Genomic DNA, 16,881 nt, shown 5'->3' with positions numbered 1-16,881 from the left:
TGGAAGTTATTCACGCAAATATATTTAGCCGCGCATTTCTGCGCCGAAACGCTCCTTGGCCAGTTCGGCCGCCTTCAGGCGCGCTTCGGAGGCTTCTTCCTCGGTCAGCGTGCGGTCCGGGGCGCGGAACGCCAGGCCGAACGCGAGCGACTTCTTGCCGTCGCCGAGGTTGTCGGACCGGTAGACGTCGAAAAGCGTGACTGCTTCGACGAGCTCGCCCGCACCCTCTTCGACTACGCGGCGCACGTCCTCGGCCGCCACAGCCTCGTCCACGACCAGGGCGATGTCCTGGTTGAGCAGCGGGAATGCGGACAGACGCGGCGCAGGCAGACGCTCTGCCAGCGGGATCGCGGTCAGATCGAGCTCCATCGCGCAGGTGCGCGCCGGCAGGTTCAGCTTCTCCAGGATTTGCGGGTGCAGCTCGCCGGCGTGGCCGACAACCTCGCCGTCAACCTTGAGCGCCGCGCAGCGGCCCGGGTGCCACGGCAGGTACTCGGCAGCCTCGACATCCAGGTCGACGCCGCACACGCGAGCAACGAGCTGGGCGGCCTCGACAGCGTCGGACCACTCGTAGGCACGGCCCTTGCCCCACGGGCCTTCCAGCTCCGTGTTGCCCAGCGCGACGGTCGCGGCGTGGAGGTGCTGCTTCGGCAGTGACTCGATAAGTTCTGCGACAACCTCGTCCGCCGGTCGCTCGGACACGTCCGGCAGCGGCGAGACGTCAGCGCGCTTTTCCGAGGTCTGCGCCACGGAGTAGATGGCCACATCACCGCGACCGCGCGCGACGTTTCGGCCCGCGGCCTCCAGCATCGGCGGCAGCAGCGTGGTGCCCAGGATGCCGTAGTCGGCGTCCAGCGGATTCTGCACCTTGACGGCCTTTCGGCGCGGATCGTCCGCATCGAGGCCCCAGGTGTCGAAGGTGTCGTTGGCGATAAACGGCGTGGGGATGATCTCCGCGTAGCCGGAGTACGCCAACGCGTGGGTCACCGCACGGCGGCGTCGCTGCAGCGGGCTCAAACCGCGGCCGCCACGGGGCGTGGGCAGGATCGACGGAATGTCGTCCAGGCCCTCCAGGCGCACGACCTCCTCGACCAGCTCCACCGGCACCGTGATGTCTGTGCGCCAGGTCGGCGGGGTGACTTCAAGCTCCTCGCCGTCGCCAGCGACCTCGCAGCCGACCTCTTCCAGGCGCCGCACCACGGTCTCACGTGCGTAATCCACACCGATCAGCTCAGCCGGGCGCGTCGCGCGCATCGCAATCGCATCACGCTTTTCGACGTCACCGACCAGCGTCCTGCCCGCATGAATCGTGCCGCCGGCGATGTCCACCAGCAGCGCGCAGGCGATGTCGAGGGCGTTTTCCACGAGCTGCGGGTCCACGCCGCGCTCGAAGCGTCGCGAGGCTTCCGAGCTCAGCTTGAGGCGGCGCGCGGTACGCGCCACGGTCAGCGGGTTCCAGGTCGCGGCCTCGAAGTGGACGTTGACCGTCTCGTCCGAGATCTCGGAGGTGGTGCCGCCCATGACGCCGGCCAGCGACTGAATGCCGTTGTCGTCGCTGATCACCACATCTTCTGCGGTCAACGTGCGCTCGACGTGGTCGAGCGTTTCAAATTTCTCGCCTTCAGCAGCGTTGTGCACGCGCAGGCCACCGGCGATCTTGTCAGCGTCGAAGGCGTGCATCGGCTGGCCGGTCAGCAGCATGACGTAGTTGGTCACGTCGGTTGCGGCGTTGACGGAGCGCACGCCGGCGAGCATGAGCTCGCGCTGCATCCAAAACGGCGCGGTCGCGTTCGGGTCGATGCCTTCGACAGTGCGCACGCCGAACCGCTTGGCCTTGGTGGACTCATCCACGCTCACCGCGATGGTCTCACCCGCCGGAGCGGGCACGCCGGAGACGTCGATGCCGGCGATAGCCGGATCCAGCGCCACGTCGGTGAACTCAAGGTCGAAGGCGGAGGCGATCTCTCGGGTCAGGCCGCGGGCGGACAGGGCGTAGCCGCGGTCCGGGGTGACGTTGACATCGAAGACGGTGTCGTCCGAGCCCAGAATCTCGCGGGCGTCCTGGCCGGGGGTGGCGGAGCCGTCGTGAAGCGTAATGATGCCCTCGCTTTTCGCGGTGAGCCCGAGCTCGGCCGCGGAAGCCATCATGCCTGCGGAGATGTGGTCGTAGGTCTCGCGCGCGGAGATTTCGAACCCGCCCGGCAGCACCGCGCCCGGCAGCGAGACGACGACCAGGTCGCCCTGCTGGAAGTTGCGGGCGCCGCAAATGATGCCCTGCGGCTCGCCGGTGCCGTTGGCCTGGCCCACGTCCACCTGGCAGTAGCGGATGGGCTTCTTAAAACCGGTGAGCTCCTCGATCTCATCCACACGGCCGATGACCAGCGGGCCGGTGACCTCCGGAAGCGGCGCGTAGCCCTCGGTTTCGAAACCGACGCGCACGAAGCCCGCGTCGAGCTCCTCATCGGTGGGGTTGAAATCCTTGTTACCTGCGTTCTGCAGCAGGCGGACGATCCAGTGTTTGGAAATGAGCATTATCGAGAGTCTCCTTTATGCCTGCACGCCGAACGGGATGGTGAAACGGACGTCGCCTTCGACCATGTCGCGCATGTCCGACAGACCATTGCGGAACTGCAAGGTGCGCTCCAGGCCCATGCCAAACGCGAAGCCGGAGTAGACCTCCGGGTCGATGCCGACAGCACGCAGCACGTTCGGGTTGACCATGCCGCAGCCGCCCCACTCGATCCAGCCCGCGCCGCCCTTCTTGTTGGGGAACCACACGTCCACCTCAGCGGACGGCTCGGTGAACGGGAAGTAGTTCGTGCGCATACGCGTCTTCGTCTCCGGGCCGAACAGCACCTTTGCCAGGTGGTCGAGGGTGCCGCGCAGGTGCGCCATAGTCAGGCCCTTGTCCACGGCCAAGCCCTCCACCTGGTGGAACACCGGGGTGTGGGTAGCATCCAGCTCGTCGGTGCGGAACACACGGCCCGGACACGCGATGTAGATGGGCACGTCACGCTCGAGCATGGTGCGCACCTGCACCGGCGAAGTGTGGGTGCGCATGACCTGCTTGGAGCCTTCCTCGCCGATGTAGAAGGTGTCCTGCAGCGTGCGGGCCGGGTGGTCCGGGATGAAGTTCAGCGCGTCGAAATTGAAGTACTCCGCCTCAACTTCGGGTCCTTCCGCGACCTCCCAGCCCATGCCGATGAAGATGTCCGCAATGTGCTCGGACAGTGTGGTGATCGGGTGCATCGCACCAGCCTGCGTGCGGGAGGTAGGCAGGGTGACGTCCACCTTCTCCTCGCGCAGCTGCTTCTCGCGGTGCTCCGCTTCGCGCTGCACGCGCAGCTGGGCGTAGGCCTTTTCTGCGCGGCCGCGGGCCATGTTCACGAACCGACCGGCATCCTTGCGCTGATCCTTCGGCAGCGTCCCAAGTGCGCGGCGGGCCTGCGGGATCGGGGCCTTCTCCCCCAGGTGCGCGCGGTGCGCATCTTCCAGCGCAGCGAGGTCCTCGGCCGCCTCAAAAGCAGCGATCGCCTCGTCCGCCGCCTTGTTCAGGGCGTCCTCGGTCAGTTCAATTTCGGGAGTTGGGTTTGCGTTGTCGGCCACGCTTGTGTTCACCCGCACCTTTCCACAAGTGCGCTGCGCTGTTTATACAGTCCGCAGCGGTGTCGGTTCAAAAGCGACCACCACTTTACCCATCGCTCGACACAGAGACCGCGCGAGGGCAGGCGCTGCAAACCCGGCCGATAAAGCTAGTCCTCCGCAAGCGCCTTCGACGACTCCCACAGGCAGATACTCGCCGCTGTGGCCAAGTTCAGCGACTCCGCACTGCCCTGGATCGGGATGGAAACGCGGTGGTCGGCGGCCGACAGGATGTCGTCGTCAAGCCCATGCGCCTCGTTGCCGAACAGCCAAGCGGTCGGCTGCGCGAGCGTCTCCCCCGGCTGCGCAAGGTTCACCTCGCCGTTCATTGTGGTGGCGAAGGTGGACAGACCAGCGTCTTCGAGCTGACTGATCACGCGGCGGACATCGCGGTCGCGCGCCACAGGGATGTGGAACAGCGAGCCCGCAGTCGAGCGCACCACCTTGGGAGCCTCCGGGTCCACGGTGTCGCCGGCGAAAATCACAGCGTCCGCACCAACGGCGTCCGCGATGCGGATGATCGTGCCGGCGTTGCCCGGGTCGTTAGTTTCCACGCACACCGCCACCAGCCTCGGCCGGCCCTTCATAATCTTGGGCACCGTCCACAGCACCGGGCGGCACACCGCAAAAATGCCGGTGGACGTCACCGCGTCCGCGAGCGAGTCCGCAGCCTTTTCCGTGATCGCGTGCGTGTACACGTCCATGTAACCCGCCGCCCGCACGATCTCCTCGAAGCGCTCGGCTGCGGCCTCGGTAACGAAGAGGTCCGTCGCCGCCCCCGTGGCCACGGCGGCCTCCACAGCGTTCTCGCCTTCCGCCAGGAAGGCCTTTGCTTTACGACGAGCTTGCGCCCTCTTCAACTTCCCCGCATTAACCACACGCGGAGTGCGCTCTGTAAACGGCTGCTGGAAATCCAATGGCATAGCTCCAGACTACGTTGCAGGCACTACGCTGTTGGCCGTGCCTACGTTTCCGGAGCTCGTGCGCGCCCGCCTTCTTTCACCAGCGGCGCGACCTTGGCGTATTGGTTTTGCGCTCGCAGCTCTTCTTTTCGCTCTCGGGCTGGTAGCTCTGCCGGGGGCACCGATCGCGGTCGAGTGGTCTCGGTTCTTGGTAGCGCTCTACGCCGTATTTCTCATTGTCGCCGCATTCTTCGCCCCGGTCACGGCTGGGTTGGGATACGGATTCCTGCTGCAGTTTTCCAATGTTGCACCGGAGTATCGGAGCGCTGTCATCATCATGGGAATGTTCGCGATCATCTCTGTCGTGGGATTGCGGCTTCCTGCTCGCTACAGCCTGCCTCTAATGGCATTTCTATGGTACGTCGCACAGACTGACTTCCTAGCTGGCATCTACCTCCCTATTTCCTTCGCTACAGCAATTTTCCTGCTCGTGCTGGTCATTGTTGCGTGGGCAGTTGGGTGGATTCTCCGCGCCTTCCTCATTACCCGTGAGCGTCAGGCCGATCGTTTGAAGGCGGAGCTCGAGCGTGAGCGCGAACGAACGGTTAAAGCTTTGCACGGTTCCGTGGCGTCCTCGCTCACTTCGGTCGTGCTCCGAAGCGAGGCCTTAGCGATGTCGGGCGACGAGCAGACAGCCAAGGCGGCGAAACTCATCGCCGAGGACGCCCGACGTTCAATGCAGGAAGTTCGTCAACTCATCCGTTTTATGCGTTCCGACGATCCCGCGGAGTTCAGCGAAGACAAGACCATGAGCACACCCACATTGGACGACTGTTTGCGATCCTTTTCGGACACGTTGCGCAGCCACGGCTACACGGTCACGGAAAGTGGCATGCACGGCGAAGGGTTGAGCTCGATTGCACTCCGTCACGCTCCAAGTGCGTTCCGTGAGATCCAGACCAACGTGATCAAGTACGCGGACAAGCACCGGCCAGTCATCGTCGCCGCAGTCGAGGACGACAACGATGTGCAGATCCTGGTGCAGAATTTTGGTGCCCCACAAGAACAGGCAGTCGAGATGAGTAGCGGCGTCGGTCTTGGTGAGGTCGCTTCGCTGTTGGCTGAGGACGGTGCCACCCTCGACGCGGGCTATCACGGCGAGGCGTTCCGCTACCACCTCACCGTCCCGAAGGAACGAAAGTAGATCGGCGCTGCACCCCGGAGGGTACTTTCGTACCGACTTGTCCCCTAAGCGCCCGAAATAATTGCGCACTGTTACCGTATGCACCCATAATTCGATGTAGCGATTTACAGCTTTAGTTCACGAAAGGACAAGCAAATGCGCAAGTTTGCTCGCCTCGCCGCCTCCGCCTTGGTCGCAACCGGCCTCATCGCCGTCGCACCTGCGGCATCTGCTGAAGCGCAGACTGTGGCAACCCCCTACGCAGCTGGTGCCATCGGCGACACCTTCGAGTGCGGTGGCCTGCTCGGCCGTCTGTGGTGCTAATCGCACCGAGATGACCACACCCGACCACCCAATCCGGGTTTTCCTCGTCGACGATGATCCGCTCGTCCGCGAGGTGCTGAAAAGCTACCTCGACAGCGCCGAAGGGATCACCGTCGTCGAAACTGCTTCGGACGGATCCGAAGCACTCGAGCGCATCCCCCAATTAGACGTGGATGTGGTGCTCTCCGATGTCTACATGCAGCACATGGGTGGCGCGGAGCTGCTGCGCAAGCTCACTGCCCGCGGGTCCGCCCCGGCCTTTTTGGCGATCAGTTCCTTGGACAACGACACTGCTATGCTCGACATCCTCGACCACGGGGGTCGCGGCTACATTTTGAAGAGCCAGCCGCGCGAGGAAATCATCCTTTCGGTGCGGCAAGCAGTTGCAGGCGGCACCGTAATTTCGCCTGCTGCAATGAACAAGCTGCTCCCCCACCTCTCCCAGCGCGACGCACAAGCTCCGCAACCTGCTCCCGAGCGCCCAAAGGCCGCGGTCAACGTGCCTGCGGGCGTTTCCGAGACCGAGCAGAAAGTCCTTGAGCTGCTTTGCGACGGCTTGAGCAACGCCGACATCGCGAAGCACCTGAACTACTCCGAGTCCACCGTGAAGAAGATGGTCTCGAAGCTGCTCTCGGCATACGGGGTCTCGTCCCGCCTCGACCTTGTCGTCACTGTCCTCAACGGCCGCGGGCCGCAGGTGCACTAGCCCCTCCCCGGTTCTGAACGAAAGTATCGGCATCGGACACGAAGGTGCCGAGACCCCAAAATTTCCTTGTCATGCGACAGCAACGTCCTTACGTTGACCCCTGTAAGCAATCACCCCGACTGCTAGCGACGCTGGCGGTAGCTTCACAGGAAAGGACAACGTATGACCCGTAAGACCCGACGCATCACTACCGCGCTTCTCGGCACTCTGATGGCCGGCGCTGCCATCGCTCCCGCGAACGCGACCACCCTCGAGGAGTCCGCTCCCGAGACCCCGGCGAACAACGACAAACTCCCGATCGTCCACACCTACCGCGGCTCCGACCACTTGAAGGCCAACGTGCTCAACCCGCGCCCGGTGTGCAACTCCACCGAGGACTACCGCACCGTCGTGTACAAGGTGAAGGACAACTTCCTGCCGGTGGGCACCATCTCCACCACGAACCTGTCCGACGAGGCAATCCCGCTGCAGCAGGACCTCTCCCGCACCCAGACTGTCTCCGCTTCCGTCAACGGCTCCAAGACTGAGACGCTGAACCTGGGCGGTTCCGGCTCCAAGGACGGCATCGAGGGCAACATCGGCTACTCCGTGGCGAAGGCGCTCGGCTGGGACGTCTCCGCTGAGCTGTCCTGGAACGTCGGCCAGACCGTCGGCCCATACGATGTGCCGGCAGGCAACACCGGTGAGGCCACCTACGGCTTCCGCACCGTCACCATGACTGGCACCCAGCAGCGCTGCCGCCCGAACGGCACCTGGGCGACCCCGACCGCATGGGTTGCCAACATGCCGGTGAAGAACGAAGTGCGCGTCAAGAACTTCGACACCCCGGCCGATTCCTGGGCGCCGAACAAGGGCGCACAGACCACCGAGGTCAAGGACGAGCCGAACGCTGAGTACGACAAGGACGTCGACACCCTGAACAAGGGCGACAACATCGACGACGTGGAAAAGGTCGACGACAACAAGACCGCCGACGTCAGCAACAAGGACGTCAACCTCGCCGCCGACAACGAGAAGGCCGCCAAGGAGGAAGCCGAGAAGAACGAGGGCGCCATCGAGGTCGACGCCGTTTCCGACAAGAAGGAAGAGTCCACCGACGACAAGGGCGACGACAAGGCTGAAAAGGCCGAGCACGACCTAGACCTCGAGCCGTACTTCACCGTCTCCTCCGCGAAGGCGAAGGGCTTCGCCGGTTCCACTGCGCTGCGCGTGAAGAACGTCGGCAACGAGCGCTACTGGGGCGAGTTCCCGGCGGTGACCTTCCGCGTCGCAGTCCGCACCGAGGACGGACCGGAGGGCGTCGACCGTCTGATCACCACCACCACCCGCGAGGGCGGCTACGCCCGCGACCTGGGCTGGGACGAGGATGAGCAGGCACGCATCTTCGAGGTCACCCTGTCCAACCCCATCAACCCGGGTGAGGAAGCAGACCTCGTCTCCTTCTCCTTCGGCGACGGCAACACCAAGGAAGGCCGTCTGACCAACTACATCACCGTTTCCCAGACTGGCCGTCTGGACGGCGACGACTCCGAGTACAACGACCAGGACGTCGACTCCCGCAATGTCACTCTCGACGACTTCGGTCGCGAGAACGAGGGCATCTTCTAAAACAGCCCCACCACAGCGATTAGCGCGCCCACCCCAGCGGTGGGCGCGCTCCCTTTTGCGTGTCGCACACGAAAAAGCTCCCGCCCTCCCCCGACTGTTCGGGGATGGGCGGGAGCTTCGTCGTTAAGCGAAAGTGCTTTACGCAGCCTTCGGAGCGTTGACGTCCTCCGGCAGAGCGTTCTTCGCAACCTCGCACAGAGCGGAGAAGGCAGCGAAGTCGCTGACAGCCAGCTCGGCCAGGATCTTGCGGTCGACCTCGACCTCGGCCAGTTTCAGGCCGTGGATGAGGCGGTTGTAGGTGATGTCGTTCATGCGGGCAGCGGCGTTGATGCGCTGGATCCACAGCTTGCGGAACTCACCCTTGCGCTTGCGGCGGTCGCGGTACGCGTAGGTCTGGGAGTGCAGCCACTGCTCCTTCGCCTTGCGGTACAGGCGGGAGCGCTGGCCGCGGTAGCCCTTCGCGGACTTGAGGATTGCGCGGCGCTTCTTCTTAGCATTGACTGAACGCTTCACACGTGCCATGAGTCAAACTTCCTTTTCTTTTCTCGTATCGGTTGATTGATCGGGCAGTGCTTAGGACATGCCGAGGAGGCGCTTTGCGCGCTTGACGTCTGCCTTCGCAACGTCGGTGGAGCCGGACAGCTTGCGGCGGCGCTTCGACGAGAGCTTCTCGTTCAGGTGGCGCTTACCAGCCTGCTCGCGGCGCAGCTTGCCCTTGCCGTTGACCTTGATGCGCTTTGCGGTGCCCTTGTGGGTCTTCTGCTTCATGGTGAAAGCCCTTCAGAGTGTCGATTGTTGGAACTACTTTTTGCCCTTGCGAGCCGGTCCGAAGACCATCGTCATGTTTCGGCCGTCCTGCTTCGGACGGGACTCGACAACGCCGAGCTCCCCGATGTCGTCAGCGAGACGCTCCAGCAGGCGGTAGCCCAGCTCGGGGCGGGCCTGCTCGCGGCCGCGGAACATGATGGTGACCTTGACCTTGTTGCCCTTCTCCAGGAAGCGCTCAACATTGCCCTTCTTGGTCTGGTAGTCGTGCTCATCAATCTTGGGGCGGAACTTCTGTTCCTTGACCACGGTCTGCTGCTGGTTCTTGCGGGCCTCGCGGGCCTTCTGATCCTGCTCGTACTTGAACTTGCCGTAGTCCATGATCTTGGCCACGGGCGGCTTGGCCTTCGGGGCTACCTCAACCAGGTCGAGGTCCGCCTCGTACGCCAGCTTGCGGGCGTCGTCCGTGCGGACGATGCCCACCTGCTCGCCGGACGGGCCGACGAGGCGAACTTCAGGGACGCGGATTCGTTCATTGATCCGAGCTTCAGCGCTGATGAGAACTCCTAGAGACGTAAAGAAACAATGCGTGCCGCACTTGAACCGCAATCGGACTCATCCCACGCGAAAAACCCGCTCACCCTGAGGGGTGGCGGGAGTTCGTCCATGGCACACCAAGACACACCTATGTCTTGCGCACCGTTTGACCCGTATCCAACTCATTTGCACGAGCGGCTTGGGGTGGGATTCACTCCTCTTGCGGCCCCCGCACCCGCATGACACGGGCGCGCTGGGCGGTGTAGGCAGCAATATACATGCTCATGCCTGCACAAACCAAATCGGCGCGCCGAGGGCCCACCTAGGCCTTCGCCAGAATGTCCTGCAGGAACTGTCCGGTGAAGGAACCGGGCACCTTTGCGACGTCCTCCGGCGTGCCCTGCGCGACCACCGTGCCGCCGCCGGAGCCGCCCTCGGGCCCCATGTCCACGATCCAGTCCGCGGACTTGATCACGTCGAGGTTGTGCTCGATGACCAGCACGGTGTTGCCCTTCTCCACCAGGCCGTTGAGCACCAGCATGAGCTTGCGGATGTCCTCGAAATGCAGGCCCGTCGTCGGCTCGTCCAGGATGTAAATCGTGCGGCCGTTGGAGCGTTTCTGCAGCTCCGCCGCGAGCTTGACGCGCTGCGCCTCGCCGCCGGACAGCGTGGTCGCGCTCTGGCCAAGGCGGACGTAGCCGAGGCCGACGTCCACGAGCGTCTGCAGGTAGCGGTGGATGGAGGTGATCGGCTCGAAGAATTCCGCGGCCTCGGAGATCGGCATCTCCAGCACCTCGGCGATGTTCTTGCCCTTGTAGCGCACCTCGAGCGTTTCGCGGTTGTAGCGCGCGCCTTCGCACACCTCGCACGGCACGTACACGTCCGGCAGGAAGTTCATCTCGATCTTGATGGTGCCGTCGCCGTGGCAGGCCTCGCAGCGCCCGCCCTTGACGTTGAAGGAGAAGCGGCCGGCCTTGTAGCCGCGCACCTTCGCCTCCTGGGTCTCGGCGAACAGGTTGCGGATCTTGTCGAACACGCCGGTGTAGGTCGCCGGGTTGGAGCGCGGTGTGCGCCCGATCGGGCTCTGGTCCACCTGCACGAGCTTGTCCAGGTACTCGAGCCCCTCGACCTTCTTCACCCGGCCGGGCACCTGGCGCGCGCCGTTGAGCTGGTTCTGCAGCGTCTTGGCCAGAATCTGGTTCACCAGCGTGGACTTGCCGGAGCCGGACACGCCGGTCACGGCCACCAGCACGCCGAGCGGGATGTTTACGCTGACGTTGTCCAGGTTGTTCTCGCGCGCGCCGATGACCTTCAGTTGCCGTTGCTTATCGACGTCCCTCCGGTGCTCCGGCACCTCGATCACCTTGCGGCCAGCCAGGTAGTCGCCCGTGATCGAGTCTTTGGCCTTGAGGATGCCCTCCGGCTTGCCCTGGTAGACCACTTCCCCGCCGTATTCGCCGGCGCGCGGGCCGATGTCGATGAGCCAGTCCGCCTCCCGGATGGTGTCCTCGTCGTGCTCCACCACGACCAGGGTGTTGCCCAGGTCGCGCAGTTTCTTCAGAGTGGTGATCAGGCGCTGGTTGTCGCGCTGATGCAGGCCGATGGACGGCTCGTCCAGCACGTAGAGCACGCCGGCCAGGCCGGAGCCGATCTGGGTGGCCAGGCGGATGCGCTGCGCCTCGCCGCCGGACAGGGTGCCGGCGGAGCGGGCGAGGGTGAGGTAGTTCAGCCCCACGTCCAACAGGAAGTGCAGGCGCGCCTGGATCTCGCGCAGCACCGCGCCGGCGATCATTTCCTCGCGGTAGCCCAGCACCAGGTTGTCCAGGTACTCGGAGGCTTCCTCGATGGACAGCTGTGTCAATCCCGCGATGGACTGCTCCCCGTGCGTGGTCGACGCCAGGCGCACAGCCAGGATCTCCGGCTTCAGGCGCGCACCGTCACACGTCGGGCACGGCACCTCGCGGGTGTACGCGAGCAGGCGTTCCTTCTGCGTTTCAGACTCAGTCTGCTCCAGCTTGCGCTCCAGGTAGCCCACGATGCCCTCGTAGGCCGCCGTGTAGGAGCGCTGGCGCCCGTAGCGGTTCTTGTAGCGCACGTTGACTTTCGTGGACGAGCCGTGGATCAGGTGCTTGCGCTGCGTCTTGGTCAGCGAGCTCAGCGGCGCGTTGGCGTCGAATTTCTCCTCTTTCGCCAGCGCCTCAATGAGTTTGGTGAAGTACTTCTTGTTCGGGCTGGAATTCCACGGCTGGAACGCATCCACCGCGGGCGCGTCCGGGTCCGGGATGACCAGGTCCACGTCGATCTCTTTGCGCACGCCCAGGCCGTCGCAGGCCGGGCAGGCGCCGAACGGCGAGTTGAAGGAGAACGCGCGCGGCTCGTACTCCTCCACGTTGAGCTTGTGGCCGTTCGGGCAGGCCATCTTCTCGGAGAAGATCTGCACGCGCTCCGGGTCGTCGGCGTCCAGCTCCACAAAGTCGAAGCCGACCAGGCCGTCCGCAAGCTTGAGCGCCGTCTCCACGGAATCCGTAAGACGCTGCTTCTGGCTGGCCTTGACGGTGAGGCGGTCCACCACCACGTCGATGTTGTGCTTGATCTGCTTTTCCAGCTTCGGCGGGTCTGAGAGCTGGTAGGTCTCCCCGTCCACGTTCACGCGCGAATAGCCCTGCGACGACAGGTCGGCGAACAAGTCCTGGAACTCGCCTTTGCGCTTGCGCACAATCGGCGCGAGCACCTGGAACTTCGTGCGCTCCTCCAGCTCGAGCACGCGGTCTACGATCTGCTGCGGAGTCTGGCGCTCAATCACCGCGTCGCACACCGGGCAGTGCGGGGTGCCTGCGCGCGAGTACAGGAGGCGCAGGTAGTCGTAGATTTCCGTGATGGTGCCCACGGTGGAGCGCGGGTTGCGGTTGGTGGACTTCTGGTCGATGGACACCGCCGGGCTCAACCCGTCGATGTAGTCAACGTCCGGCTTGTCCATCTGCCCCAGGAACATGCGGGCATACGAGGACAGCGATTCCACGTAGCGGCGCTGCCCTTCGGCGAAGATGGTGTCGAAGGCGAGCGAGGACTTGCCGGAGCCGGACAGGCCGGTAAACACCGCCATCTTGTCGCGGGGCAGCTCAATGTCCACGCCCTTGAGGTTGTGTTCGCGCGCGCCGCGCACTGTCAGCTTTTCGGCCACGTCACTCTCGCTTTCGTCGATTAGTACTCCCAAGACGCTACCAACGCGCGATTGCGGGGAAACATTCCTGAGTAGCCTTGGGTGCATGCTTACCCTTCGCCATATCTCTGTCTCCGACATGGACAACAACTGCTACCTCCTCTGCAGCGAGGGGCAGGGGTTGCTTATCGACGCAGCTTCGCACGCCCCCGAACTCCTGGCCATGGCCGACGACGCCGGCGTGAAGATCACCGCGGTGCTGACCACGCACCGGCACTACGACCACACCCGGGCGCTCAAGGAAGTGCTCGAAGCCACCGGCGCGAAGCACTACGCGCCGTTCTTGGACGCCCCGGCGATCCCTGCCCCGGCCGATGTGGAGCTCAACGACGGCGACACGATCGAGTTCGCCGGCCACACGCTCCCCGTGACCATCCTGCGCGGCCACACCCCGGGCGGCGCCTGCCTGACTGCGGAGATTGACGGCACGGTCAACCTGTTCGTCGGCGACTCGCTGTTTCCCGGCGGTTTGGGCAAAACCCAGTCCGAGGGAGACTTTGTCCGCCTCTTCAACGACGTGAAGGAGAAGGTCTTCGACGTCTACCCGGACGAGGCCGTCGTTTGGCCGGGCCACGGCAAACCCACCACGCTCGGCGAGGAGCGCCCGCACCTGGACGACTGGTGGGATCGTCGCTGGTAACCGAAAAACCCACCACCGCGGTGGCGCAAAATCGCTACACTCGGCGGGAGCACATTCAGCTACAAAAAAGTAAGGATTGGGTAAAAGTATGATCCGGAAAATCGCACGCCCGATGCTGGCTTCGGTCTACGTGATCGACGGTGTCGAGACCCTGCTGAACCCGGCTGGCCACAAGGACAGCGCGGACAGCGTGTTGAAGAAGCTGCGCGCCCTGACCCCGCGCGAGTACCGCGGCTTCCTGCCGAAGAGCCCGGAGACCGCCGCGCAGATCGTCGGCGCTACCAAGGCTGGCGCTGGCGCGTCCTTCGCCATCGGCAAGTTCCCGCGCCTGTCCGCCACCCTGCTGGCCGCCACCGCGCTGCCTACCGTTGTGGGCCGCCACGCGTTCTGGGAGGCAGAGGACGACGACGAGAAGGCACGCCGCCGCACCGGCGCCCTGACGGACCTCGGCCTGGCCGGCGGTGTCCTGCTGGCCACCGTGGACAACAACGGCAAGCCGGACCTGAAGTGGCGCGCGCAGCACGCTGCCCAGGCCGCGCAGAAGAACGTCAAGCAGGCGCTGCCGACCAAGTCGGAGACCGAGAAGGCTTGGGACAAGGCGTCCGACTGGTTCTCCGACGCGACCGAGCAGGTCACCGATTACGTCGACGACAACAAGGGCGACTGGAAGAAGAAGGCCAACAAGGCCAGCGACGCTGCGAACGACTGGCTGGGCGACGCAAAGAAGCAGGCGTCCAGCTTCCTCTCCGACGCAGGCGACTGGCTGGACGACGCTGCGGACAAGGCCACCGACAAGGCCGAGGACGCATATGGCGACATCAAGCCGTCCAAGATCCAGCAGTTCAAGGCGAAGCGCAAGGTCAACAGCATCGTCGACGATCTGCAGGGCCAGCTGGACGACCTGCAGCCGTCCGCCCTGGACAAGTTCAAGGCGAAGCGCAAGGTCAACAAGGCCTCCGCAAAGGCTCAGGACAAGGCGCAGAACGCGGTCGACTCCCTGCAGGACGCGTGGGACAAGCTGGACGCTGACCCGAACTGGATCACCAAGCTCAAGTGGAAGCGCAAGGCCAAGAAGGCCGAGAAGAAGGCGCAGAAGCTGGTGAAGAAGGCGCAGAAGAAGTTCGCGTAACTACTCTGACTGCTTAGCGGCCCCGGGGCTGGGAATATTCCCTGCCCCGGGGCCGTTTGTTGTGGGGATGCAGGAAACAGAACAGACTTACGTGGATCAGCTCTTCGCGCACCTCGATAGCGAGGTGGCACGGGCGCAAGCACGCCTGGAAGAGGTGCAGCGCGACGTGGACCCGGACAATCCGGACTCGGATGCCCTAGTGCGCCGCGAAACGGAGTACCACGGGCTCAACGCGAAGCTGGACGCGCTCAACGTCGCGGAGACCGGTTTGATCTTCGGCCGCATCGACGTCGCCGACGACGACCCGGAGAACCCGGTGCCGGGGCGGCCCGATTTGGAGCGGCGCTACATCGGCCGCATGGGCATCGACGACCGGGAGGACAATTACCGCACCCTCCTGCTGGACTGGCGCGCTCCCCTCGCCCGCCCGTTCTACCTGGCAACCACAGCGCACCCGGAGGGCGTAGAAACGCGCCGCAACATCCGCATGCGCGGCCGCACCGTCACGGCAGTGGACGACGAGGTGCTCTCCGGCGACGGTGCGGAGACCTCACATGCCGGTGTCGGATCCGAGGCGGCGCTGCGCCGCGCGATGAACGAGGCCCGCACCGGCCACATGCGCTCCATCGTGGAAACCATCCAGCGAGAGCAGGACGAAATCATCCGCGACGCCACGCGCGGCGTCATGGTTGTCCAGGGTGGGCCGGGCACCGGCAAGACGGCGGTGGCGCTGCACCGCATCGCATACTTGCTGTACACGTGCCGCGAGCAGCTCACCCGCACCGGCGTGCTGGTGCTCGGCCCGAACGCCACGTTCCTCGAGTACATCTCCCGCGTGCTGCCGGAGCTCGGCGAGACGGGCGTGGTGCTGTCTACCGCCGACCAGCTCGTGCCTGGTTTTACCCCCACAGGCCAAGACAGCATCGCCACGCGCGAGGTGAAGGGCTCGGAAGAGATGGTGACCATCCTCAAGCGCGCCGTGCAGTCCTACGAGACGCTGCCGGATGCGCCTGTGCGCCTCACCTTCGATTCGGTGCCGGTAGATGCCACCCCGCAGATGGTCAAGGCCGCGCGCACGAGGGCGCGTCGTTCACGCCGCCCGCATAGCCAGGCGCGCGCCTACTTCGCGGAGCACTTGACGCAGCTGCTGGCGGAGGCGCTGGCGAAGCGCATCGGCGAGGACCCGCTCGGCGGGGCGAACCTGCTCTCGGACGCGGATGTGGACCAGCTTCACGACGACCTCGCGGACGACCCCCAGGTAGAGCAACTCATCGACGCGCACTTTCCGGAGCTCGACCCCGTGGAGGTGCTGGATGCGCTGCTGACCGACAAGGACGCAATCGCCGAGGTCGCCCACGACTACGACGACTACACCCGCGACGCCCTATACCGCGCGCCCGGCTCCCCGTTCAGCCACGCGGACACCGCGCTTGTGGACGAGCTCGCCGTGCTCATCGGCACCGTCGACCCCGAGGAGCAGCGCCAGAAGGAAGAAGAGGAATGGCGCGAGCTCGTCGCCGAGGCGGAGGGCGCGCTCGACGTCCTGTCCTCGTCTGAATCCACGGACAACGACGACGACCAGTTCGAAGCCGAGATCCTCTCCGCAGCCGACGTCATCGACGCGGAGACGCTCGCCAGCCGCCAACGGGAGACGGACACCCGCTCCACCGCGCAGCGCGCACGCGCGGACCAGACGTGGGCGTACGGTCACGTCATTGTCGACGAAGCGCAGGAGCTGTCCCCCATGGAGTGGCGCATGGTGTTCCGCCGCTGCCCGTCGCGGTGGATGACGCTCGTGGGCGACACTGCCCAGACGTCCTCCCCCGCCGGCGTCGACGACTGGACCAACGCGCTGGAGCCTTTTGTGGGCAACCGTTTCCGCCTGCACGAGCTGACGGTGAACTACCGCACGCCGAAGGAGATCGCGGACTACGCTGCCGAGATCCTGGCCGAGATTGACCCGGAGGCCACCGTCCCGGAGGCGATCCGCGAATCCGGCGTGCCGGTGCAGTTCGTGGAGGACTTTAGCCTCGTCGAGAAGCGCGACGGCTTAACCGCCGTTATTGACGCCGACAACGTCGGCGAGATGAAGGGCCTGGAGTTCGACAACGTCGTGGTGGTGGAGCCGAGCAAAATTAAAGAGGCCTCGCCACAGGGGTGGCAAGACCTCTACGTCGCCGTCACCCGCGCCACGCAGACGCTGACGGTGGTCGGCGAATAGTGCC

The 16,881-nt window shown here is 64.7% G+C and carries 14 protein-coding genes; 7 read left to right on the top strand and 7 right to left on the bottom strand.

From position 1 onward, the window contains the following. Window positions 1-24 precede the first annotated feature (24 nt). The 3 genes from pheT to H0193_RS02165 form a co-directional block, all read right to left on the bottom strand. Window positions 25-2,532, bottom strand: coding sequence for a phenylalanine--tRNA ligase subunit beta (gene pheT, locus H0193_RS02175; protein ID WP_181888360.1), 2,508 nt, complete (start codon window positions 2,530-2,532; stop codon window positions 25-27). A gap of 15 nt (window positions 2,533-2,547) precedes the next feature. After that, the gene (pheS, locus tag H0193_RS02170; RefSeq protein WP_239306828.1) at window positions 2,548-3,618 is read right to left on the bottom strand and encodes a phenylalanine--tRNA ligase subunit alpha; all 1,071 of its coding nucleotides are present in this window, start codon (window positions 3,616-3,618) and stop codon (window positions 2,548-2,550) included. A gap of 134 nt (window positions 3,619-3,752) precedes the next feature. Next, entirely contained in the window at window positions 3,753-4,565 is an 813-nt protein-coding gene (locus H0193_RS02165) for a TrmH family RNA methyltransferase (RefSeq protein WP_181888359.1), read from the bottom strand. A 37-nt stretch (window positions 4,566-4,602) separates the two neighbouring features. Here H0193_RS02165 and H0193_RS02160 point away from each other — a divergent pair, with 37 nt between their 5' ends. The 4 genes from H0193_RS02160 to H0193_RS02145 all read left to right on the top strand — a co-directional run bounded on the left by H0193_RS02160 (window position 4,603) and on the right by H0193_RS02145 (window position 8,365). After that, on the top strand, window positions 4,603-5,748 hold the full coding sequence (locus H0193_RS02160) for a histidine kinase (protein ID WP_181888358.1): 1,146 nt from the start codon (window positions 4,603-4,605) through the stop codon (window positions 5,746-5,748). 135 nt (window positions 5,749-5,883) lie between these two features. Next, complete coding sequence (locus H0193_RS02155) at window positions 5,884-6,051, top strand: hypothetical protein (RefSeq protein ID WP_181888357.1); 168 nt, start codon at window positions 5,884-5,886, stop codon at window positions 6,049-6,051. Between the two features lie 10 nt (window positions 6,052-6,061). Next, the gene (locus tag H0193_RS02150) at window positions 6,062-6,757 is read left to right on the top strand and encodes a response regulator (RefSeq protein WP_181888356.1); all 696 of its coding nucleotides are present in this window, start codon (window positions 6,062-6,064) and stop codon (window positions 6,755-6,757) included. Window positions 6,758-6,919: 162 nt separating this feature from the next. Next, entirely contained in the window at window positions 6,920-8,365 is a 1,446-nt protein-coding gene (locus tag H0193_RS02145; RefSeq protein WP_181888355.1) for a hypothetical protein, read from the top strand. 138 nt (window positions 8,366-8,503) lie between these two features. Here H0193_RS02145 and rplT read toward each other — a convergent pair whose 3' ends face one another. The 4 genes from rplT to uvrA all read right to left on the bottom strand — a co-directional run bounded on the left by rplT (window position 8,504) and on the right by uvrA (window position 12,848). Next, complete coding sequence (gene rplT / locus H0193_RS02140; protein WP_070473163.1) at window positions 8,504-8,887, bottom strand: 50S ribosomal protein L20; 384 nt, start codon at window positions 8,885-8,887, stop codon at window positions 8,504-8,506. A gap of 51 nt (window positions 8,888-8,938) precedes the next feature. Next, entirely contained in the window at window positions 8,939-9,133 is a 195-nt protein-coding gene (gene rpmI, locus H0193_RS02135) for a 50S ribosomal protein L35 (protein WP_034999913.1), read from the bottom strand. Window positions 9,134-9,166: 33 nt separating this feature from the next. Continuing rightward, on the bottom strand, window positions 9,167-9,739 hold the full coding sequence (gene infC / locus H0193_RS02130) for a translation initiation factor IF-3 (protein ID WP_181888354.1): 573 nt from the start codon (window positions 9,737-9,739) through the stop codon (window positions 9,167-9,169). A gap of 250 nt (window positions 9,740-9,989) precedes the next feature. Then, a complete protein-coding gene (gene uvrA, locus H0193_RS02125; protein WP_181888353.1) occupies window positions 9,990-12,848 on the bottom strand; it encodes an excinuclease ABC subunit UvrA in 2,859 nt (952 codons plus the stop codon). 85 nt (window positions 12,849-12,933) lie between these two features. On the opposite strand from uvrA, the gene H0193_RS02120 reads away from it, so the two are divergent. From H0193_RS02120 to H0193_RS02110, 3 genes are all read left to right on the top strand, one after another. Next, window positions 12,934-13,527 carry an MBL fold metallo-hydrolase gene (locus H0193_RS02120; protein ID WP_181888352.1) on the top strand — a complete coding sequence of 198 codons (594 nt, stop codon included), beginning with the start codon at window positions 12,934-12,936 and terminating at the stop codon, window positions 13,525-13,527. Window positions 13,528-13,615: 88 nt separating this feature from the next. After that, window positions 13,616-14,656 (top strand): DoxX family protein, encoded by a 1,041-nt coding sequence (locus H0193_RS02115; RefSeq protein WP_181888351.1) that lies wholly within the window; start codon window positions 13,616-13,618, stop codon window positions 14,654-14,656. A gap of 67 nt (window positions 14,657-14,723) precedes the next feature. Then, window positions 14,724-16,877, top strand: a complete 2,154-nt coding sequence (locus H0193_RS02110; protein WP_181888350.1) for a HelD family protein — start codon at window positions 14,724-14,726, stop codon at window positions 16,875-16,877. Window positions 16,878-16,881 lie beyond the last annotated feature (4 nt).

The sequence above is a fragment of the Corynebacterium haematomassiliense genome (genome assembly GCF_013978595.1).
Classification (GTDB): Bacteria; Actinomycetota; Actinomycetes; order Mycobacteriales; family Mycobacteriaceae; genus Corynebacterium; species Corynebacterium lehmanniae.
Note: the sequence above shows the minus strand (reverse complement) of the source record. Positions and strands in the feature narration are given on the sequence as shown.